11 protein-coding genes are annotated in these 21,835 nt (G+C 68.1%); 5 read left to right on the top strand and 6 right to left on the bottom strand.

What is annotated here, in order from left to right:
* Nucleotides 1–94: 94 nt before the first annotated feature.
* From VZF99_RS07545 to pglX, 5 genes are read right to left on the bottom strand one after another with little or no spacing between them, the layout of a single operon-like run.
* Entirely contained in the window at nt 95–2,206 is a 2,112-nt protein-coding gene (locus VZF99_RS07545; RefSeq protein WP_407336015.1) for a DEAD/DEAH box helicase, read from the bottom strand.
* On the bottom strand, nt 2,207–3,508 hold the full coding sequence (gene brxD / locus VZF99_RS07540; protein WP_407336014.1) for a BREX system ATP-binding protein BrxD: 1,302 nt from the start codon (nt 3,506–3,508) through the stop codon (nt 2,207–2,209).
* Nucleotides 3,509–6,418: a BREX-2 system phosphatase PglZ gene (gene pglZ / locus VZF99_RS07535; RefSeq protein ID WP_407336013.1), complete on the bottom strand. Its 2,910-nt coding sequence runs from the start codon at nt 6,416–6,418 to the stop codon at nt 3,509–3,511.
* Nucleotides 6,415–10,338, bottom strand: coding sequence for a DUF6079 family protein (locus VZF99_RS07530; RefSeq protein ID WP_407336012.1), 3,924 nt, complete (start codon nt 10,336–10,338; stop codon nt 6,415–6,417). The genes pglZ and VZF99_RS07530 overlap by 4 nt, the downstream gene beginning before the upstream one ends.
* A gap of 5 nt (nt 10,339–10,343) precedes the next feature.
* Entirely contained in the window at nt 10,344–14,021 is a 3,678-nt protein-coding gene (pglX, locus tag VZF99_RS07525) for a BREX-2 system adenine-specific DNA-methyltransferase PglX (RefSeq protein WP_407336011.1), read from the bottom strand.
* Between the two features lie 101 nt (nt 14,022–14,122).
* On the opposite strand from pglX, the gene VZF99_RS07520 reads away from it, so the two are divergent.
* Nucleotides 14,123–14,788, top strand: coding sequence for a hypothetical protein (locus tag VZF99_RS07520; protein WP_407336010.1), 666 nt, complete (start codon nt 14,123–14,125; stop codon nt 14,786–14,788).
* A gap of 8 nt (nt 14,789–14,796) precedes the next feature.
* Here the strand turns inward: VZF99_RS07520 and VZF99_RS07515 are convergent, their stop codons facing one another.
* Nucleotides 14,797–18,891, bottom strand: a complete 4,095-nt coding sequence (locus VZF99_RS07515) for a protein kinase domain-containing protein (RefSeq protein ID WP_407336009.1) — start codon at nt 18,889–18,891, stop codon at nt 14,797–14,799.
* Nucleotides 18,892–19,089: 198 nt separating this feature from the next.
* On the opposite strand from VZF99_RS07515, the gene VZF99_RS07510 reads away from it, so the two are divergent.
* From VZF99_RS07510 to VZF99_RS07495, 4 genes are all read left to right on the top strand, one after another.
* Nucleotides 19,090–19,530, top strand: a complete 441-nt coding sequence (locus VZF99_RS07510; protein ID WP_407336008.1) for a universal stress protein — start codon at nt 19,090–19,092, stop codon at nt 19,528–19,530.
* A 113-nt stretch (nt 19,531–19,643) separates the two neighbouring features.
* The gene (locus VZF99_RS07505; RefSeq protein WP_407336007.1) at nt 19,644–20,618 is read left to right on the top strand and encodes an IS481 family transposase; all 975 of its coding nucleotides are present in this window, start codon (nt 19,644–19,646) and stop codon (nt 20,616–20,618) included.
* 113 nt (nt 20,619–20,731) lie between these two features.
* On the top strand, nt 20,732–21,079 hold the full coding sequence (locus VZF99_RS07500; RefSeq protein WP_069390489.1) for a hypothetical protein: 348 nt from the start codon (nt 20,732–20,734) through the stop codon (nt 21,077–21,079).
* Between the two features lie 111 nt (nt 21,080–21,190).
* Nucleotides 21,191–21,820: an HNH endonuclease gene (locus VZF99_RS07495; RefSeq protein WP_407336006.1), complete on the top strand. Its 630-nt coding sequence runs from the start codon at nt 21,191–21,193 to the stop codon at nt 21,818–21,820.
* The last annotated feature ends 15 nt before the right edge of the window (nt 21,821–21,835 follow it).

Here is a 21,835-nt window from a genome sequence, read left to right as displayed (position 1 = left end):
GCAGCCCAAGATCGGCGTAGTCCTTAGATCAGACTGAGCCAAGCAAGACATACGTTCTACGCTCCGCATGCCTCGGGTCAGATCAGTTCAATTCTCAAGCAGACATCCTCCGTGCTAGCACTTCCAGGGCCCACTCGACCGGCAGCGCCTCGGAGAACTTGAGCTTGTCGACCAGCGTCGCGGGCACCGCAGGAAGCGGCCGCTCACTCTCCGGTAGGGACTCCCAGAACTCGAGCCGCTCCGCTGCAGGCCCGGTGGGCATGCCCTCGTGCAGGGTAATCGCGTCGGGCTGCACCACCCCTCCCTGCGGCGCCAGCTCCTCACCCAATGCTGGCCCGAGCGCCGCCTGGTACCGGCGATTCGCGGCACTGCCCTCGTAGGTCCACCATTTCCGGACGTTGTCCGTGGTCGACCACACCGGACCGTGTGGGCTCACCGTGTGACGCAGCCGGTCCTCGTCGTCGGCGAGTGCGGCGCGGGCGCGTGCCGTGAGACGAATCTGCTCGGGGAGCTCGCCCAGCAGCACAGCGCGCATGCCCTGCGCGACCTGCCGACCGATGTCGGCGCCCCCGAACCCGTACCGGGCTCTGCCGCCGCCCGCGGCGGGCTCCACCTGCACTCGGTGCCTGGGCCAGTTGATGTCGGTGACCTTCCACGACCGCCCCGCGAGAAGCAGATGAATTGGCTCATCGCCGCTAGTGAGAGCCCTCCACTCCACGGTGCCCACCTCCTGCCGGCCGGCGAGAACGGTGAACTCTCGCGGCATCGCGAAGGTAGTGAGCAGGTCCATGAAATGTCGGCGGCCAAACACCCGCTCAGCATCGGGACCGAGGAACATGGCGCCGCCGTCGACGTTGAGGTACCCGCGCTCCACGAGGAAGTCGACGATCAGCTCGGCGGGACGCTCCAGGGTGTCCACATGCATGAGCGGGGTGGCCGCCCACCGGTCCTGCCAGCCATACCGCGGCAGCGCGCCCTCCTGCAGCATCGCGGCCATGATCTGCTGCGCCACCAGGTGCAGCGGGACCGGCGGAGGCACGACTGGCTCAACATATCCTGTGCCCCAGGCATGCAGGAGCCCCAACGTCCGGAGCAGATGTCGGGGTTCGGTGGCGATGAACAGGCAGTTGCGGACGGTACCTGCGCGGCGTCCGGTCCGGCCGAGCCGCTGGAGGAAGCTCGACACGGTGGTCGGGGCACCGATCTGGATCATCCGGTCCAGATCCCCAATGTCGATCCCCAGCTCGAGGGTCGAGGTGGCCACGATCACGCAGTCGCGCGCTTCGGCAAAGGCCAACTCGGACCGCCTCCGCTCCTGGGCGGAGAGCGACGAGTGCGAGAGGTACACGTCCACGTCGAAGCCCCGGAGCATGGACGCGAGCTCCTCGGCCTGCCGCCGGCTGTCCACAAAGACGAGCCGTTTCTGCCCCCGGTACAGCTTGGACAGCAACACAGCGGCGGAGTCGAGAGTGTCGACGGCGTCCACCACGATCTCCGCGTCACCGGCGACAGGCCGGACCGCCTCGCCCACGGCGACGCCCGGCGCGATCACTCGCCCGGCCCTCCCGTCGGCACCGCCCTGCAACCACTGCAGCAGTTCCTCGGGGTTGCCGACGGTCGCGCTCATCCCGATCCGCTGCAGCGGCCGCCCGACCAGGTGCTCGAGACGCGAGAACACAGCGGACAGGTGCCAGCCGCGGTCGTCGCCGGCAAAGGCGTGCACCTCGTCGATCACCACGGTGTGCAGGTTCGCGAACAGCGTGCGGTGGTCGGTCTTGGTGGAGGCGAGCATCGCCTCGATGGATTCGGGCGTAGTGAGCAGGATGTCCGGGGGGTCGGCGCGGATGGTTCTGCGGGCGCTCTCGCCGACGTCTCCGTGCCATACCTCGACGCGGCGACCCATCCACGCGGTGTAGTCGACCAGTCGCACGGCGAGGTTGTTGAGCAGCGCCTTGAGCGGGGTCACGTACAGGACGGTCAGCCCGGCCCAGTCCTCGTGGGCCATGCGGGTGAGGACGGGAAAGACGGCGGCCTCGGTCTTGCCGCCGGCGGTCGGCGCGAGCAGTAGGGCGTCCTCGCCGTGGATGAGTGGCCGGACGGACTCCTCCTGCAGTGGCCGCAGGCCGGGCCAGCCGAGGGAGTTGACCACGTGGTGCTGCAGTAGCGGGTGCAGCGCGGGGAAGCCCTGCGGGGCGTGGTGGTCCATCTAGAGCTCGATGGCGTCGGGGTCATCGATGGGGGACGACGACGAGGCCGCCACCGCGGACCGTTCGCTTTGACTGAGGTCGGACGCGTCGAGCGTCGGGGTGAAGTGCTGCCGCGGGAGGAAGTCCGGGAACATCTCGACGCGATCCAGGCAGTCGACGAGCATCCGCAGGTACTGGCGGGGTGCGATCCCCACCTGGCCGCCGAGTTTTCCCGCCACGGATTCGGCGAGCACGCGCAGGTAGGGGTTGTCGACGAGGGTGGTGACCCGCTGGGCGACGGCGGGGTCGAGGCCGACCACGTAGAGGTCACGCACGCGCGACCCGACCTCGACCAGTCGGTCGAAGTCGAAGGCCTGGAGCCGGATCTGCGGTTGCCGGGGGTTATCGAATCGGGGGTCGGCGTCGAACTTCACGCCGATCCGTTGGTCGAGCGGAGGCAGTCGCTTGATGCCCTGCTGTCCTTCGAAGAAGGCGCTGGTCCCGGTGATGAGCAGGTACATCCCGGGGTAGCGTCCCGAATCGAGCTCGTCTATCCACTGCCGCAGAGCGTTGAGCGCCTTCTCTCGGACGTCGCCGCGCATGCGCTGGAGTGTCTCGACCTCATCCAGGACCAGCAGAAGCCCGCGGTGGCCGGAGCCGGCGAGCACCTGGAGTAGGCCCTGAAAGAAGCCCATCGCCAGGAAGTGGTCGAGTTCGCCCTTCACCCCGGCTGCTCGTTTAGCAGACGCGGCAACGTTGCGTTGACCGCCGAGCCAGGCGGCAAGCCCGTCGGCAACCTCGGTATCACCGTTGAGTAATGCGTCCCGATACCCGCGCAGGGCGAGTGGGAACACGGGCGCAGCGTCGGCGACGGAGCGCAGTCTCTCTTCGAGCAGTTCGGCGCCGTCTGCTCCGGAGGAGGCCGCGTCGTCTTCCACTCCGAGGAGCCAGTCGTCGAGTACGGCCCGGAATGCCTGTCGAGAGACGGCGGGGGTGCGGAGTTCTTCGCAGGCCCTCCGGTACACGGTCTCGAGCCGATGCAGGGGCGTCTCGAGTTCGGAGATCTGGACCTCGGACACGGCGAACCCGCGGTCGAGGGCCTGCTGCTGGAGCCAGCGCGCGTAGAAGGTCTTGCCGGATCCGTACTCGCCGCGGACTGCCTTGAACACGGCGGCGCCGCCAGCGACCTTGTCCAGTTCTTCTCCCAGGACCGGCGCGAGCCGGTCGAGGCCCACGGCGAGCTGGTCCAGCCCGTCGGCGGGGACGGTGCCTCGACGGAGTGCGTCGATGATCGCGGTACGGCGGGCGGGGGAGACGGTCATCTACAGTCCGAACTGTTCGAAAAGGGTCTGAGTTGTCAGCACCACATCGTTGTCCTCACGCTCGAGGACCGGCATGCCATCGACGTTGACCACCTTCTGGATCCTCGCGATGGTGCCGCTGACTTGAAGCGCATTGAGCCCTAGCAAGTTGCCGAGCACTGCGACGGGCATGCGGCCGTTGTTGGCGGCGACTTCGCGCAGCACGTCCGCCAACTCGCGTGGAGTGGGCTTAAGCTGTTGCGTTTTGACCCGGTCCTTGAAGTACGGGCTACGGCTCAGATCCGCAAACTTATCGGCGGGCGTCCGCGACCGGTCGGGAGTCGGGGAAACAGGCGACTCATCTCCGTCGAGCGACTCGAACAGCGAGACCTGGTTGGCGTCCCGCTGCGCGGCGCGTCGCGTGGAGGGTGTCGGCGCGGTCGGCTGCTCGGCCCGTCCTGCGGCGGGCTGCCCCACGGCCGTCTTGGCCTCAGCACCGGTCGAGGTCGCCGTCGCGATCGGCCACCACGCGGGCCACGGGTCCTGGACGGGCGGACCTGCGGGGAACGGCGAGTCCTCTCCGAGCCCGTCGAGGCTCTGGACAAGAACGGCGACGGGCGCACAGACCTCAGCGGGGGAGGCACCGCCGTGGTAGCCGGCCTTCTTGCCGGTGTAGCGCAGGTCCTCGTCCACGGCGAGGACCGCGCTGTGATGCGGTGCGCCGCTGGCGCCTGGCGCGAGCACCCGGTTCCCGGACACTGCTCGCTCGCCGTCCTGGGCGGGAGCCCCGGTGGCGGGCCGCCATCGGGCGCTCACGGCGCCGTCGGCGGTGACCTTGCCGATTCGACTGCGTTCGACCACGTGTCCGTGGTCGGAGAGCAGGACCACGTCTCGTCCGACGGCCCTGGCGTAGTCGAGCAGCTTGTCCAGGTGGGTGATGCGCGAGGTGGTCCAGGTGGTGGCGATGGGATCGGACCGGTCGAGAGCGTCATCGACGGTGTTGAGCACCGCGCCCACCACGGGGACGTGCTTGGTGTCGTAGATGGCGCTGCGGACGGTATCGCCAATGCTCGCGTCGAGGTCTGCCTTGTGGAACAGTGGCCCGTCGCTGACAGAGGGGTGGGCGGGGAACAGGGCGGCGAACCCGGTCCGCTCCTCCTGCTGCCCGCCGAGGGCCAGCTCTCCGCTGAGCAGGGAGGTCCTCGACGCTGTGGTCACCGACGGCAGAGCGGAGGCTGCCACGTCGAGTCCGAGGGAGGCCAGGTCGAGCCGCTGCCACACAGTGGCGTGACGGGCTGCCACGTCCTCGAGTAGCCCGTGCGCGGCGGCCACGGAAAGGCCATCGATCACCACCACGAGCAGCGCCCGCTCACTCCGTTGACCGGACTCGACCGGCCCGGACGTCCGCAGGGGCGCGACGACCCTGGACAGCACGTCCTCCACGAGCAGGGCGTCGCCAGCGGTGGAGCGGTCGGCCAAACGCGCACCGACGAGCGCAGCGAAGGTCCGGTCGATGTCGCGTCGTACGGCGAGGGTGTGGTCGAGGACGCGACGACCGAGCGCGTCGGGGTCCGCCGCAGACTGCCCGATCGCGGGCTTGGGATCGGCGGTGAATCCACGCCACGCCGAGTTGACGGCCCGGTCCACCCAGCTCAGCTCGTCAACGTACGCGCGCATCGCCTCGACGTGACCGACAGAACGCATCCGGTCGGCCACGGCGGTGGCCTCGGTCCGGTTCCACCGGTGGAGCCGGACCAGCGCGGCGGCGGTCTCGAGGTCATCGGGCCGGGAGCGCTCGGCTTCGACGTGCACCCGCAGCGCCTCGAGGCCCCGCAGCAACGCGGTCTCGCTCCCTCCGTCGAGGGCGGTTGCCAGGCCGCGGGCGTACACGTCGAGGCGTCGTTGGAAGGAGCCGGGCAGGACTGTGGATCCGGCGAGGAGCGAGGCGCCGCTATTCTGCTCGAATCCGCTGATCAACCGATGGGCCTCGCTGAGTACGGCGGTGAGCGGCTGCCCGTTATCGAGTGAGGTGCGGACGGCCTTGGCGGCGGCGGACCCCCATTCGCGCAGGGACTGGTCTCCGAGGGTGGCGCCGATGTGGTGGCTGAACAGGGCCCGCGCTCCGGTGAGTTCGGTGGGTGTGTCCTGCCAGTCGGGCGTGCGGAGGGTCTCCGCTGCCAGGCCGGCGGGCAGGAGCGCCCGTGGCCCGTTCTTAGCCCACAGGCTGCGGATTCCGGGGCCAGTCAGCGTGAACGTGCGGCACAGCCACGTGATGAGCCCCGCGCGGACGTTAGACGTGAGCCGCGAGGCCAGCTCGTCCCACGCGGCGTGGGCGTCGGGGGTGGCGCTCCAGGCCAAGAGGTCCGCGAGCCGGTAATCCGGTTCCAGACCCAGCACGAGCGTGCTGATGGACCCGTAGAGGTGGTCCGCGGTGAGGACCGGAGTCGGGGAGGGGGCGAGGGAGCCGCGGTGATCGCCCAGCGCAGTCGTGAGCCCCCGGACGTCGTCCCGCCCTCGGGGGACGCGGCCGTCGGTCTTGTCGGCGGAGAACATCCCGAGCAGGGTGCCCACGGGGTCGAGCTCCCGCATGCGCCCGAGCGGTTGGAAGTGCTCCTTAACTCCCTGGGGAATCTGCTCCTCGGGGAGGTCGGTAAGCACGACGCGCCACGGCACCTCGGGATCCTTGCGGTGCCGCACCACGTCCCGGATCTCCAGCACAGTCCGGCAGCAGTGGACCGGCACGGTGAGGTCGTCGACGCGCAGCTCGGTGCCGTCCCATTCGGGACGGGCGTGCATCACCAGTAAACCGCGCTTGTGCTGCTTGTCCCGGTAGAGGCCGTGGAGGAGTGGAATGAGGTCGGCGGCGGTCGCCGTACCGAGGGACGACGACGAGGTGGCTCCCCCCGCAACCCCTGCACTGGCCGTGGTCATGTTCGGGGCTCCTCGGCGGTGATCTCGATCCGGAAGCGGGTGCCCGTCCCGTAGGACCGCTCGAGGTCGGCGAGTGCCCGGTGGAGCGCGGTCTCAACTTGGCTACCGCGGGCCTCAAAGGACCGGCGCGGACCAAAACCCTCGATACGCACGGCACCGACCTCCGGGCCGCCGCCGGTGTCACCGGCCCCGCCGCCGGAACCAGTCCCGGAACCGCCGTTATCCCCCGGACCCGCGCCTCCACCGGCGTCCCCAGTGCCGCCGGTGCCGCCGCTCCCGGGGCCGTCTCCGCCGGCGATCACCTTGTTGATCCAGTCCTGCGCGCGCTTCTCAAACTTCTGAACAGACGTGGCCAGATGCTGGACGAACTCGTGGGTATCGACGCCGTTGTCGAGGTCCATGACGATCTGCGTGGCCTCGCCGCCGAGGGCGCCCTGCTTGGCACGACCACCGATCAACGTCTCAAGGTTCGGGGTGATGTTGCGCGCCACGGCCGCCACCTCCTCGGCGGTGGTGATGGACTGGCTCGCCTCGTTGGTGGTGGCCCCGAGGTAGGTGCCCGGCCCCTCACCGGCGGCGGCGAGGGCCGCCACGATCTCGCCGTGGTGCTGCTTCTTGCGCACCAGCGTCTGCAGCAGCTGCGTCTGCCGGCGGGCCAGCTGGAGGCGGCGCCCCTCCTCGCTCCGTCCCAGCCGATGCTCGAGCTTGGCCAGCTGTTCGACTAGATCCTCGCTGGACCGCTTGAACTCCTCTGCCTTGCTCGCCACCTCACCCGCCAGGTGGGTGAGGTTGGTGGGGGAGAGGTGACCTCGTTCGGGAATGCCAAAGAGGTGCTGGGCAGCCTGGACGGCGCGATCCCACTCGCCTTGCTCGGGCAGCACCGGCTCGCGCAACTGATGCGACTGTTGGATGTCCTTGAAGGCCGGCGCTGCGACGGGAGTCCCGTAGGTGAACCAGCTGCGGTCGCGTGACTCGGCCCAGGCCGCCGCGAGCAGGGTGGTGCAGTCGCGGTTGAGCCCTGCCTGTGGCATGAGCTTCTCGACGGTGGCCACTACCTGTGCCACCGTGAGTACGCCGTCGGTCTGCCCGGACTTCTCCGCCTCGGCGAGCGCGCGGTCGATCTGCCCGGCCAGAGTGGCAAAGGTAGCGCTGGGGAACACGAGGTGCGACTCGTGGACGTCGGCCACCCGGAGGCCACCCAGCACGAGCTGGACGGACTTGCGCTCGGCAGCAACAACCGCGGCGCGGCCGTCTTCGCGGGCGTCGGACCGGCGCAGCACGTCGAGTGAGACCGCGAAGTCCTTCTGCGTGAGCGCGCTGGTGGTGTCGAACCGAGGGTGGTCGGGGTAGCGCTGGTCAAAGGCCTGATCGTAGAGCCGCCGGGCGGCCTCGCGCAGCGAGGCGCCGACGGGCCGCTGCACCACCACGGAGGAACTCAACGAGCGGACTGGCGGCTGCCCCTCGGGGAACACTGCCCCCTCGGCGATGCCGTACATCTTGCGCAGGATGGCGGCGAGCTGCCCGGCGAGCTGGTTGCGCTGGGTCACCATGACCTGGCGAACCCGCTCACGGTCGCCGTCGGCGAGGTAGCTGGTGTAGCCGAGCCACTTCTCCGACTGCAGAACCCAGTCCATGGTGACGAGCTTGCCCAGGTCGTCCATCTGCTTGCGGTCGAGGAACGCGGGGACCCAGGCGAGCGTGAAGTGATCGTGGCCGTCGGTACGGAGGCGGTCGAGTCGGGCGTGGTCCTCGGAAACTCCGTGGCCTTCTTCGTCGAACGGCAGGTCCACGATCACCCGCAGCGCCCCTGGTTCGACGGGGGCGATAAGGGTGTCGGGCACGGAGCCGGGGTCGCGGACGTTGCCAAAGACGATCTCGACGGTCCGATTCGTGCCGCGCCAGGTGATCCGGGTCGAGCGCGCACCGTCGGCCTGCGGGTCGATGGCGGCGATCCCGAACTCTTCCTGCAGCATCGACCGGAGCCGTTCGCGGCGCCGCGAGAAGGTGTCTTCGCCGCGGGCGCGCTCAAGGATCTCGTCGAAGGGCAGTTCCTCCAGCGTGATGGAAATCAGCGGATCGTGGCTGTCTGTGCCCACGGTGATCTCGGGGACCGAGGTGTTCCACTCGCGGACAGAGGCGAGCGCGCGGGTCGGCGCGTCAGAGGCGACGATCGAGACGAGCTCCCCGTGGTTGAGGTGCGCCAGGCGGCTGGCGGTGAGCGCCTTGAGCCCTGGCACCTCGGGCGCGAGAGCGGAGAGCAACAGCGTCTTGGCCAGCCGGAGCTGGGCCCGCACGCCCTTGGGCTGGTCCAGGTCCCGCACGCTCGGGTCAGCGTCCGGGAACTGGGTGAGCACGGCGGGACGGAGCTTGTCCTGCCACAGTGTGCGCGCGGTGCGGAAGCGGGCGGCCACCGCCTCGTCGGTACCACCCTTCTGGGTCCCGTCGATGATGTAGTCGAACACCTCGCCCACGGGGATCACCTGGTCGACGGTCATGGTGTCGGCGAGGTCGACGAGCATCGACTCCATCACCTTGAGCGCAGTGCGGTCGCGCTGCATGGCGGTGGACAGGTGGACGAGGGTGTCGATGAGGACCGGACTGAAGGGGTAGGTGAGCCGGAACTGTTCCTCGGTGGCACCACGATGCTGGTCGTCGGTGTTGACCTTGTCCAGCAGGACGGGCTTGACGGCCGGGGACAGGTGCAGCCGTTGGAACGACGCTTCGAGAGCCTCGACCGCCGCGGCGTTCTTGGGGGTGAGGAGCCGGCGGTGGGCGATCTGCGGCAGGTTGGCCGAGCCGAGCGCGATACCGGAGAAGCGACCTTCCTGGTGCGCGATGGCCTGCTCGCGGATCTTGGTGGCCTCGCCGGCCTCGATCGAGGAGTCCTTCCACGCCTTGAGGTCGTGCTGGCGGGCGATAAAGCTGACGACCGGCACTGCCATGCGTCCCTGGTCGGATTCGACGAACCCGGTGAGCTTCTGGATCTCGCGGCCGAAGAATTCGCGGTTGGAGAAGTGGAAGGTGAGCCACAGGATCAGCTCGTCGAGCAGCAGGACCACGGCCTCGTAGCCGAGGGGCTTGGCGTGCGCGGCGATGGCGGACAGCCCCTCGGGCAGATGCAGCCAGTCGGTGTTGGTGTGCGCGGAGGTGATCCACGTCTGGCCGAGCGCGGAGACGAGCGCATCCCGCTCGGCGCGGGACGCGGCGGGGTGTCGGGCGCGGTCGTAGGAGTCGCGGTCCCAGGTGGCGGCGGTGGCGCCGCCGAGCGCGGCCAGGTCGAGGCCGCCGGGGGTGGATGACGACGACGAGGTGACGCCGCCAGGTCCGGTGGTGGCAGTGGCCAGGCGGGCGAAGAACCTCTCGTCGCCGACCTCGGCACGCATCTGTTCGGCGTTCTCGAGCAACCCGTCGGCCATGTGGAGTACCGGCGGGGTGACTCCCGGGTGGAGCCGGTTCAGGTGCTCGAGGTACGCCGAGAAGAGGGTGTCCTCGATGGAGTTCGAACCCAGGAAATGGAAGGGCAGCGCGAGGATCTTGCTCGAGGTGGCCCGCGGGTGGTCGGCGATGTGCTGCTGGAGTTCGGCGATGGCGCGGGCGCGGGGGTCGCCGGTGAGCAGGGCCAGGAGTACAGCCATGAAGTGCGACTTGCCGGAGCCGAATGAGCCCTTGAGGAAGGCGCCCTTGTTCTCTCCGGTGGCCAGAGCGCTGTCGACTAGTGCGAGCGCCTCGTCAAAGGCATCGCCGATGGACGGGGTCACCACGTACTCGGCCAGGGTGGTTCCGAGTTCGTCCCTGGTGACGGCGTCGGAGAGTTGGAGGACGAACGTCGAGGTTCCCGAGTGCTCGGGGATCGAGAAGACGTCACGCAGGGTGGGGCTAGTGCCCGACCCTGCCGTCGCGCCGGGAGGGGTGAAGGCCATGTCTTCTAGCTTTCCTTACCGGGTGTAGTAGCAGCGGCTGCGACGCGCTTGCGGCCGCGAGTTGCGGGGGCGGGACGCCATGCGGGCAGGTCAGCGATCGCGACGCCGGAACGCTCAGCGAGCGATGTGAGCTGTCCGCCGAGATAGTCGGCCCAATCGATTCCGGAGTGGGCGTCCATACCGGAGTGCCACTGGCGGATCCACGGCATGAGCTCGGCCAGCCCGGCCACTAGCGGGACGAGCTGAGCGAGGTCGGTGTCATCTTTGCGATCGTCGTACAACGACACCAGGGCGATGCCTTGCTCGGCGTGGTCCCAGCCTGCCCATCCCAGCATCGCGGTGGGATCGTCCGGCCCCGAGGCACCGGGGTAGGCGATGAACCGTTCCTTGGGCACATCGAGCTTGCCACGGGCCTGCCAGTACGAGGTCTTGCGAAAGTCCGCGGAGGTGTACTTGGGCGGCACCGGAACCTGCGCGGTCGTGATCTCACCATGGTCCTCGGCGCGCTGGGCGTCCCAGGTGACCTGCCATTCGGCAAACTTGCGCAAACCCGAGTCCTTGAGCCGGAGCGCGGCCAGGTACGGCACGGCCTCGTCCGCCAACAGCGCCACGAGGTTGGCAAGCACGCCGGCCTGCCTCTTGCTCGACCACAACTCGAGCGCTTCGGCCACACCCGCCAGCTGCGGAGCAGTCTCGACCCTCGCTGCCAGCTGACGCACCGATTGCGGCTGCGGATACCCGTTGGGGTCCTTCCACAGCTCGGGGTTCTCTAACCTGTCCAGGATCCACGCCGCCAGAGCTGCGCGGACCCGGTCGGCCCACGGCACGGAAGACCAGCGCCGCTTGTACTCGGGACGCTCGAGCAACTCGAGCGAGCGGTCCTCGGCGATGAGGTTCAGGCGCTGCTGCACCGCGTCCCGGTACCCGGCCGGCAGATGGTCCGGGATTTCGGTGACCGGGGTCGAGCGGTGACGGTCGAACCACGCCGTCTCGGCCTCGCCTGCCTGCACCCGGCGCGCGAGGGCAATCTCGAACGCCCGCTCGCCCAGAGCTATCCCGAGCACCTCACCAACCGGGAGCGACAGGTCGGAGTCGGTGAACCCGTACAGGTGGTAAACCTGCCAGTCCAGCTCTTCCTGCTCGGCGATCATCCGACCACGAATCCGTTCCCATTCTGCCTCGCCGCGGGCGAACAGCTCCGCCGAGGGAGAGGAGTCCTCAAGAAGCGCGGCCGGCTCGACCGCCGCCAGCTCCTGCGCGAGCTGGTCGATGCGCCGAGCACGTTCCAGTACCGAACCCGCGGGCAAGGGAAAGTCAGCTACTGAGGTCCCGTTGAACTGATAACGATCAGACCATTTCTCCTTGCTTACCCGAGCGCCAGAATCCCCAACGGGATCGCCGCCCTTCGGGTAGCAGTTTTGACGCAGCCAGAAGCACGCCGTGGACGAGTTAAGCACCCCCAGCAGTTCGAGATGCTCGTCCTTACTCGCCCCCTCCGGCAGCTTGATCACGGGCGCGGTCTGCTTGAATACCTTCCCACCCCGATCCAACACGAAGTGATTATGCGTAGCCACCTCCGCAAACGCGATCGAGAGTTCCGTACTGTACGGCTTATAAGTGTGCTGCATGAATTCGAACCACTCGAGGCCAGCATCAGCCATTTTTCCTTGGAATGTCGACCTGTTAGCCAGAAACGCGCGCATACGCCACAGCGACTCTTTGGGAAATGTTATGTCTAACTCGCGAGAGCCGTATTTGTAAGGGTACAGAATTCGAGTGTGAACCTCGCTCGAGTAGTCACGGACACCGTCACCCGTAAGGAATAGCCGTGAATGGCTATCATTCTTGAACCTTGGGCTACCGAAATTTGGACGCATGAATGCTTCGTCTGCGCCTGCCCGGATTGAACCTCCAACAGGTGCGCCGATGTGGTCTGTCAGGAGCGAAGCAGCCGATTGGTCGATCTGCGAGCTGACGAGTCCAGCTGAACCACCTTGTAGCGACCAAGGGTGTGCCGAGAGCGTTTCACGCGGCAAGTTATCCACACTGATCCAATGGCCTTCAAAACCCGGCGAATCGATGTACTCAACAATGCTCCGCCACACCAGCCCGTGGGCGGGGTCTTTCGGCGCACCTGGTTCGCCTTGAATGCCTAGCACAGCTCGGACGGTGGATGCGCTCGGTCGGCGATTCCGCGACACCAACGTCACGGTGGGGGTGCCATGACCAGGGATGTACGCACCGGACGTGTCGATAACCTCCCGCAAGTCAACCCGCGGGAAGAACTCCTCGATAAGCGGAACACCAAACTCGCGCGCCATGAACGAGTTCGAGGTGATCTGCCCGATCCACCCCGCCCTGGACGGATCGGTGGTGCCGGACTTGGCCAAGGCATGGAACTGTTCCATGAACGGCACCGTCAGCGCATATGTGCCCTTGCAGTATCCGTACAACTCGCGGTACCGCTGATTGAGGGTCTTATCCTTCACCGTGATGTACGGCGGATTGCCTACCACCACGTCGTACTGGTCCCGCGCCAACGTTCGCCGCAGCGCCGCCACATCCTCCGTAGACAAGTGGAATCCGCTGGCAACAGCGTCCGGATCGACGGAGAGATCGCCGTAGTCGAATCCGGATTGCCCGGCAGAGTCCTCGCTCCACAGCAGCGAGTCACCGGCATACACCTGTAGCGGCAGCGCGGGCACGTTGAGCAGGCTTGACCCGCCGATCGCTCGGAGTGCTGCCACCATGAGCCGGAACTGGGCGATCGCCACCGCGAACGGATTGATGTCCACCCCGTGGATGGAGGAGAGCGCCAGTCGCACCTGCTCGGTCGGCTCCAGTCCCGGAGCCTCGGCTCGCCAATAGTCCAGCATCCGTTCGAATGCCCCGAGGAGGAAGTGCCCAGATCCGCAGGTAGGATCGATGATCTGGAAGTCCACGGGCCCCGTCCGACCCTCTGCATCGACCGACGGAAGCCTGGGTGAACGTTCCTTCAGCGCCGGGGTCAGCGTGCGATCAAGGATGAACTCCTCGACGAACTCCGGTGTCTGCAACAGCGCGTACTTCTTCTTGGCGTACTCCGACAAGTCCTGATACATGTCGCCCAGGAAACGCGTATCCAATGCCAGATCGCGCAGGGACCAGACAGTCGCATTCTCGGCATCGGGCTGCCGCCAGAACTCCACCAGACGCTGCGCAGCGTCGTCACTCGGCTCGGCGATGTGAATCCCGGCGTGCTCGCCCACCAAGGGTGCCGCCGCAGGGGAGCGCTCGAGTTGGGAGAACGCATGACGCAGATAGCCACGGAAGCTCTGATCTAGGTTCGCCGAGAAGAATCGGTCCTGCTCATCCACCGCCCGCCGACGCCCGTCCGCATCCGGACCGCTGATCCAGCGTTGGTGCGCCCCCAGCAGGTCGTTATCCTCGCAGAACCGCACGAAGACACTCGTGAGCACCCACCCGACCGCCGCCTGGGTCAGCTGATCTTCCTGCCAATCGGCCCACGTGGCGCCCGTGCGCTGGGATTCCTTGAGCGCCGCGTGAGTTGTCTTCCACTCCGCCATTTTGTCCAGGTCAGCCGCGAGGCGAATACGCATGTCGTCGACAAGCTCCCGCACCACCGGCTGCAACGCGTCCGTGAGCGTCTGCTGCTCCGCCGACTTCCGCCGCTTACCCGCCACCTGGCACCTGGCCTTTCACACACACGGACCCGCGCGTTGCGAGTCCCTACACCATCCTACGAAGCACGTGAGAGCGGCGAGACCCGGATAGTGTTTCCGACATGAACACCGACGAGGAGCGCCAACGCGCCATCGCCGCGATCGATGCCCGGATCGCTACTCTCATCGAGGACGGCGTCCCCGCAGACAGTTCGCGAATCCGAGCGCTCGTGGCCAAACGCGCGGTCGCTCAGAAGAGCAAGAAGGCAATCAAGAGGTCGGTCCGTGAGGCCCGAGATCGCCAGGCCGCGGCGGCCGGCGGGACGGGAAAGGGCTCTCCGAAGGCCGGCGGGCGCATCTCGGTGGTTCCCGACTCCGCAGCCGATACGAAACGTCTGCAGTCGCTCCCCGCGAAAGAACGCGGCCGCATCGAGGCCGCCAGGATCAGGGTCCGGAAGCTCTTGAAGCATTGCAGCGACCCGACCGCGAAAGGCGTCCGGAACGCTATCGCCGAATGCGACGCGGACATCAACTTCCTCATCAATCAGGGAGTGCGCTACGACGCGCGCGCCAGAAAAAGGGCCCGTCTCCGAAAAGAAGGCCTCAAGGAGCTTCAGGGCGCCATAGCGATGCGTCGCCGGAAGTCCGCGCCGTCCGAGCTCGAGTTGGCCTTCCTACTGGATGCGTACCTGGAGCGACGTCGCCAGATCAGGCGTGGCCCGGACAACGTAGTGGGGGTACTCGACGTGCGGTCCGGCGGAGCACCTTCGCTGGGCAAGCGGAAATAGATCCTTGCTTACACGCTCACCAGCTGCGAGTCGCTGGTGATCGGGAGTGGGCGTCCATCCACCTGGTCCGGCTGGCCCGGGGCGTCCTTGGCGCGGCCCGTCACCAACACCACTGGCCGGCGCGGGGGAGCGGTGAGATCCGTCCATCGCCCGAGCTGGGATAGCTGGGAGTACTCGGCGAGCAGCGAGGCCTCGGTGAGGACGAGTGCGTCTCCGTCGGTGGCATCGACGTTATCGAGGACGGTCGTGACGTTGGCCTCCATGACGCCGCACACCTGCTCGGGCGGAAGCCGCAGGAAATCCCCGCGCTTGTCCAGCTGGCCGCTGGTCTCGAGCAGAGAGTCCACGCTGGCGAGTACCTCAGCGGACAGGTCCACCACCTCGGCGCCCAGGCGCTCCGCCAGCTTGCTCGCGACCTCGTCTCCACGTCCGTAGGGCACCGAGACGGAGACGAACCCCGGGTTCGAGGCCGCGCGCGCGAGCTGCTCGATCAGAGGATCCGCGGTGCCGGAGCGGTCGGTAACCAACGCAGACGGTGTCCGGGTATGCACCATGCTCAGCCCGGTCGCCTGCTGCGGGTAGCGGAAATCCCGGTGCTGCGGATCCCACGCCATCCCCGGCATGTGCTCGGCCAGCACCGCCTCCACGTCCTCACGCCTCGGCTCGCGGGTGCGAAGCTCCGGGAAGCGGGCGCGGATGAGGTCCTTGAGCAAGCCCAGGTTGAACTGGTTGGCAGCCCGCGGCAGCGTCAGCGCGAGCAGCTCGGGCAGCTCCATCGCGGTGGAGTACAGGTCGCCCGTGGCGGTGAGCGCCACCTCGTCGTCGCCGGCCACCGCCAGCTCCGCCAGCGTGAGCGGATCGATGCGGGACTCTGCGTCGGCGGCCTCCGAGAGCACCGACCGGGCCGCCCCCCGCAGCTCCGTGTGGACCAGCTCCGCGGGGACGTGCCGCACCCCCGGCTCGGCGAGCAGGTCGTGCGCCGCCCGGTTGAGTTCGGCCACCAGGGGACGCGCCCAATCCGGGTGCACGCTCATCCCGATCACCCGGGCGGAGCGACCGCGGCGCAGCAGCTCGACCTCGGACCCGCCAGCGGCGTCAGCGCGGTGCAGGCCCAGGTCGAACATCCGCAGCACGCCCAAACGCAGTCGCTCGGAATCGCGGTGCCCCTGCTCCGCCGGGAGACTCTGCTCCACCGCGCCTGCGATCTGCCGGATGCTCGCCACCCCGCCGCGGCGCACGATCTCCCGGCGGGTGGCCGCGCGGATCTCCTCGAACGCCGCCGCCAGCACCGGGGAGGATTGCCACAGTGCCGGGAACTTACCCGTGAGTTGCGGGATCCTGCCAGCGCTCAGCCGCAGCGGCTCGGCGTACCGGGACATGGCCTGGAACGGATCCTCCGGCGCGCCCTCGCCCCGCCCGAGGATCGTCCGCACGAGCCGGTAATCGGAGCTGCGCGAGCTGCCCGCCGCCCGCAGGAGTTCCTCCGCCAGCTCCGCCAACGTCGGGAGAGCGACGGAGGTCACGGGAGTGGGGGCATCGCGTGGAGTGACCGGCTCCCTCGTCGTCGTCCCCCCGTCACCCGCGGTGACCGACGCGGCGACGGCCGCGAGCGCCTCGCGGAACTCCTGCGCCGAGCCGAACCGCACCCCGCTGTCCCCGTCGAGCAGACGGGTGAAGATCCCCGTCATCTGCTCCACCACGTCCTGGTTCCACTCGGGAGGCATCGCCTCCGCCGGAATCACCACGTGACCGTCGGTGAGCGAGGGCTCGCTCACCCCGTCCCCGTACGTCGGAGTCTCACCCGTCGCCATCTCGAACAACACCACGCCGGCCGAGTATCGCTCGGCCGAGGAGTCGGCGATCTGCCGCGACCGCCGGCCCAGGAACGGATCGCGGTACACGCCGGTGCCCACCTTGGTGTGCTGCAGGGACTCGCGGGAGGCGGAGAAGTCGAACAGGGCCAGGTGCTGGCCGCGCCCCCGGCCCACGATCCCGAGGTTGGCGGGCTTGATGTCCCGGTGCGCGACCCCCGCCGCCTCCAGAGCGACAAGCATGTCCGCCAGGTTGATGGCGAACTTCCAGAACCGGTCCTGGGAGATCCGCCCGAGCTGCAGCATGCTCGCCAGCGAGACCTCCCCGCAATCCGTGAGCACTAGGCACGTGCGCCGGTCGTGGACGACCATCGGGCCCTCGAGCAGCGCTACGAACAGCGAGGAGTACTTGGCCGGCAGCCCCTGGCCGAGAGAGCGCAGGACTTCCGCCTCCGCGGCCAGTCGCTCCGCGGCGCGCTCGTCCCGGGCCACCTTGAGGACCTTGGTGGGCGGACCGGAATCGTCGGTGAGATCCTCCACCTGCAGGCCCACCGCCGTGGACCCCGAGCCCAGGACCTTCTTGATGACGAACCGGCCCTCGAGCACCCCGTCGATCATCGGGCGCAGCGCGTCCATCTGCTCGGCGGCGGGCTGCGGGGTGGCCGGGCGTGCGGCCTCGGCCAGGCGCCGCTCGAAGCCGATCACGGGGGAGAGCCCCTGGCGGGAATCCGAGACGCCGAACTTGGAGTTACGCGTGTCGACCGTCGCCGCGGTGGCGTCCATGACGAGCTCACGCAGGCCCTGATCGAACTCGCTCGTCACCGCGGACATGTCCAGGCCGCGGTCGCGCTCCAGCCGGTCGAGCAGCGACGAGCGGTCCGTGGCGGGGGCATGGCCGCCAGTGAGGATGTAGTACGCCAGCGCACCGAGGGAGAACAGATCCGCCGCCATGCGGTCCGGTGTGTGGACGCCCGCCGCCTCCGGTGCCAGGTATACGCGGCCTGACAGCTCGTCGCCCGGCATCGACGTGGCAGAGCCGGTGGCACCCAGGACCGTTCCTGACGCCTCCGAGGTCCCCGCGCCGGACCAGCCGTCGACCTTCACCTCGATGCGGCCGTACGCGTCGACCGGCCGGGTGGAGAGCAGTCGGGTGTCGAGCAGGACGGTGGTCGGGTCGAGACCCCGGTGCGCCACCTGGTGCCGGTGGGCGTACAGCAGCGCGTCCGCGACCTGGCGGACGATCTCCACGCGCTCCCGGGACGAGAGCTTGGCCCCCGGCAGCGCAACGTCCAGCGGGCGATGGTCCGGCAGCGCCGGGTAGATCACCACCTCGTCCGAGGTGCCGCGCAGCGTCTCCATGGAGCGGGGGGCCACGATGTGCTCGTTACCGAGCCCGGATAACAGCTCGTACTCCCGGCGCAGCGTCCTGCGCATGCGGATCTGCTCGCCCTCCGTGGCTGCTGCCGCCACGTTGAGCACGCGCGCGCGGATCGGCTCGCGGGTCTCCCGGTGTTCGCCGTCCCATTCGTGGAAGCGCGGGTCCGGGGAGTCGACGCGGTCGTGCAGGAGGTACGAGCCTGCCATGTGATCGCGGACAGTGATCCCCGCGATCTTGCGCATGGCCAGCGCGATGAGCATGCTCAGTGCCTCGCTGATCCGTTCGCGTCCCACCGGTTCCTGGACGCGGTCGGCGATCGGCGGGAGGTTGGTGCGGACCTCACGGTCAGGAAAGTCCGCCGGGTCTACTCCGAAGATGTTGTGGGCCTTGTCCGCCGCGAGGTGCGAGACCACCCCGGGGTCGTGGAGGAACACCGCCTCCTGGATCCACGGCAGACGGCCGACGGCAGCGGCGACCTGCCTGATCTGCGGATCCTCGTCCAGGTCCTGAGCTATCCGGTTGATCTCCTGCTCGAGCTTGGACTTGAACCGCTGTGCCTTGCGCCGGGTGGCCACCATGGGCGAGCGCATGCTGTCCACCCGGCCGCCCCGGTCAGTCACCCAGCGGTGCTCGTCGCCGCCGATCCTGCCGTGGTACGACTTGAGTTCGAGCAGGTGGATGCGGGACTGACCCACCACCAGCGCGTCGACCTCGTGCCACTGGCCGTGACTGTCCTGGAACTCGAAGTTGGCCCACACCCGGTAGGGCGCGGAGTCCGGCACCGCGTTGGCGAGCAACGCCAGACCCTGCTTCTCGTGCTCGAAAGCCGAGCGGGAGACCTCTTTCCAGCGGGGGGAGTTCTGAAGCACGGTGAGCGGATCTCCTCGGGCGCGGATCGGGACGGACGTCACCATCGGTCACATCACCTTCGAATCGTAGTGCAGCAATCTGACGGGGCCGCTCTGAACCGCATCGGGTCTGTCGCGGCCCGATACAGGGTCCAAGCCTGGCAACTTCATCACAGCACGCGGCCACCGGGGCTACGGTGGAGGGTGTCGTCGGTGCACGACAGTCCGGGGCACCGTCGGCATCTCGCCGGAGGAGGACAGCTCATGGACACCAGGCCAGTAGTCGTCGGAGTCGACGGTGGGCCGGATTCGCTACGGGCCCTGAAGTGGGCAGCCGAGTACGCGGCCGCGCTCGACGCGCCACTGATCGCCCTGACCGCGTATCAATTGCCAGCGGTCTACGGCCCGTATGCGATGGCCGGCTGGGAAGACTCCTCCGAGTTGGAGAGCAGCGCGCGCGAGATGCTGGCGGAAGCGGTGCGCAACGCCCTGGGAGATGACGCCTCGTACAGGCCGGCCGTCCTGCAGGGCCACGCGGCCGAAGCGTTGATCGCTGCATCCGGGGACGCCCGGCTCGTGGTGGTCGGTAGCCGCGGACGAGGCGGGTTCACCGGGATGCTGCTCGGCTCGGTCAGTCAGCAGGTCGTGGCGCACGCGCACTGCCCTGTGGTCGTCCTGCCGCATTCGAGCCACGAGACCAACTAGCTGTACTGACCACGGACGTTGTGTCACCGGTCGGCATGGCGGGCTGACATGAGGAAGACCTCCGTGTGAGGTGTGAAAGCGACCAAGCAAACACATCCACAACGGAGGTCTTCGTGTCCCACGCTAACGCCCCGCTGACTCCGACGGGAAGACTGCGTCTGGCTCGGTGTGTCGTCGTCGACGATTGGGTACCGCGGCGAGCGGCGGAGCGGTTCGGTGTCTCGGTCACCACCGCCCGCAAGTGGGCCCGCCGGTACCGGCAGCTGGGCAAGGCCGGCATGGTCGACCGCTCCAGCCGCCCGCACCACAACCCGACCCAGACGCCGCGGCGGCGGGAACGCCGCGTGCTCGGTCTGCGCGTATCCCGCCGGTGGGGCCCGGCCCGGATCGCCTACCACCTGGGCATGCAACCGTCCACGGTGCACAAGATCCTGTCCCGCTACAGCTGCGTCAGGCTGGCATTCACCGACCCGGCCACCGGCGCGCCCGTCCGGGCGCACACGCGGCGCCCGCGTCGCTACGAGCACGAGGCGCCGGGCGATCTGGTGCATGTGGACATCAAGAAACTTGGCCGCATCCCCGACGGAGGCGGGCACAAGGTCTTGGGCCGGGTGAAGGGAAAGCGTGACCGCAAACGCGGGATGGGCTACTGGTACATCCACAATGCCGTCGACGACCACTCACGCCTGGCCTACAGCGAGCTTCTAGAAGACGAGCGCAAGGAGACCGCGGCCGCGTTCTGGCACCGGGCCCACGCCTACTTCGCCGACGCCGGGATCACCGTGCGGCGGGTGCTGACCGACAACGGCTCCTGCTACCGCTCCCACGCCTTCGCCGAGGCCCTCGGAGGCAATATCACACACAAGCGCACCCGCCCGTACCGCCCGCAGACCAACGGCAAGGTCGAGCGCTACAACCGCACCATGCTCGAAGAATGGGCCTACGCCACCGCGTACGTCAGCGAATCCGACCGCGCGGCTCGCCTACCCGCATTCCTGCACCACTACAATTTCCACCGCGGCCACACCGCGCTACGAGGCGCCTCACCCGCAGACCGCGTACACAACCTGCGTGGGCAGTACAACTAGCGGCGCCGCCCGTCGGGGTGCGTCACACGCAGCATCCAGGCCGACCGAGTCGAGCGTCACACAGGAGACCCTTACCTGCGGCGATTCCGCGTTGACCTGAGACAATCCGCCTTATGGACACTGTCATCCAGATCATCCTCATCCTGCACTTCATCGGTCTCGCCGGGATCATCGGTGGCTGGCTCGCCACCATCAAGGCGCCTTACATGGCGAAGGGCATCCTGCACGGCGCGATCCTCCAGGTGGTGACCGGACTGCTGCTCGTGGGCCTGCGCGAGATGCAGGACGCCGACCTCAACCACATGAAGATCGGTATCAAACTGCTGGTGGCGATCGTCATCCTCGTCGTCGCGATCATCGGCGTCCGCAAGGAGGCCAAGGCCCAGGGCAGCACCGCGACCCTGACCCACGTCGCCGGTGTCCTGGGCATCGTCAACGTCGCGGTCGCGGTCCTCGTCTGAGGCATCGCCCCGTATGCGGACCGCGCCCCCCGATCTCGAGTCGGGGGGCGCTTGTCGTATGGGCCGCTCACACTGGGATTAAGACCGCAACCCGGAGTGGAGGGCGAGTAGATGGATGACGCGACCCGCGATGTCCCTGGTGCACGAGTGGCCGCGCCGGAGCTCGAGGACAAGGCGGATGTGCTGGCGGATGTCGCCGATGCGATCGAGACCGTTGGGCTTGACGAAGGCAGTCGGATACTCGGCCTCCGCTACCCGTTCGTGCCCGTGGAGAAGACGTCCCGGAGTTACACGGAACGGAGGTCATTGCGTCTCTTCTACCGCGACGGGTTCGTCGACCGCTACAGCGGGACGCGTCTGGTCAACCCCGGGGCGCTACGGCTGCTCTCCGTACTGCTTCCGGAGGACTTCCCCGCGGATCCGAACTGGGCGATGTCGCGATCGCACTTCGCGTTCTGGGAGCTGTTCCCGACCATCGACCACCTGCAGCCGGTGTCCCGTGGGGGAGAGGACACCGAGGCGAACTGGGTGACGACATCTATGCTGCGCAACTCCGCCAAAGCGCACTGGACGCTCACCGAACTGGGATGGGGACTCCATCCCCCGGGCGATCACGCCCAGTGGGACGGGTTGACCGACTGGTTCGTGCGGTACCTCCGGGCGAATCCCGCTCCTATCGCGGTGCCGTACATCGGTCGGTGGTTCCGGGCGCCTGCCGAGATTCAGGCGAAGTTCGCCTGAATCACTCCATCACCG

The organism is Dietzia kunjamensis (assembly GCF_045689975.1).
Classification (GTDB): domain Bacteria; phylum Actinomycetota; class Actinomycetes; order Mycobacteriales; family Mycobacteriaceae; genus Dietzia; species Dietzia kunjamensis.
Note: the sequence above shows the minus strand (reverse complement) of the source record. Positions and strands in the feature narration are given on the sequence as shown.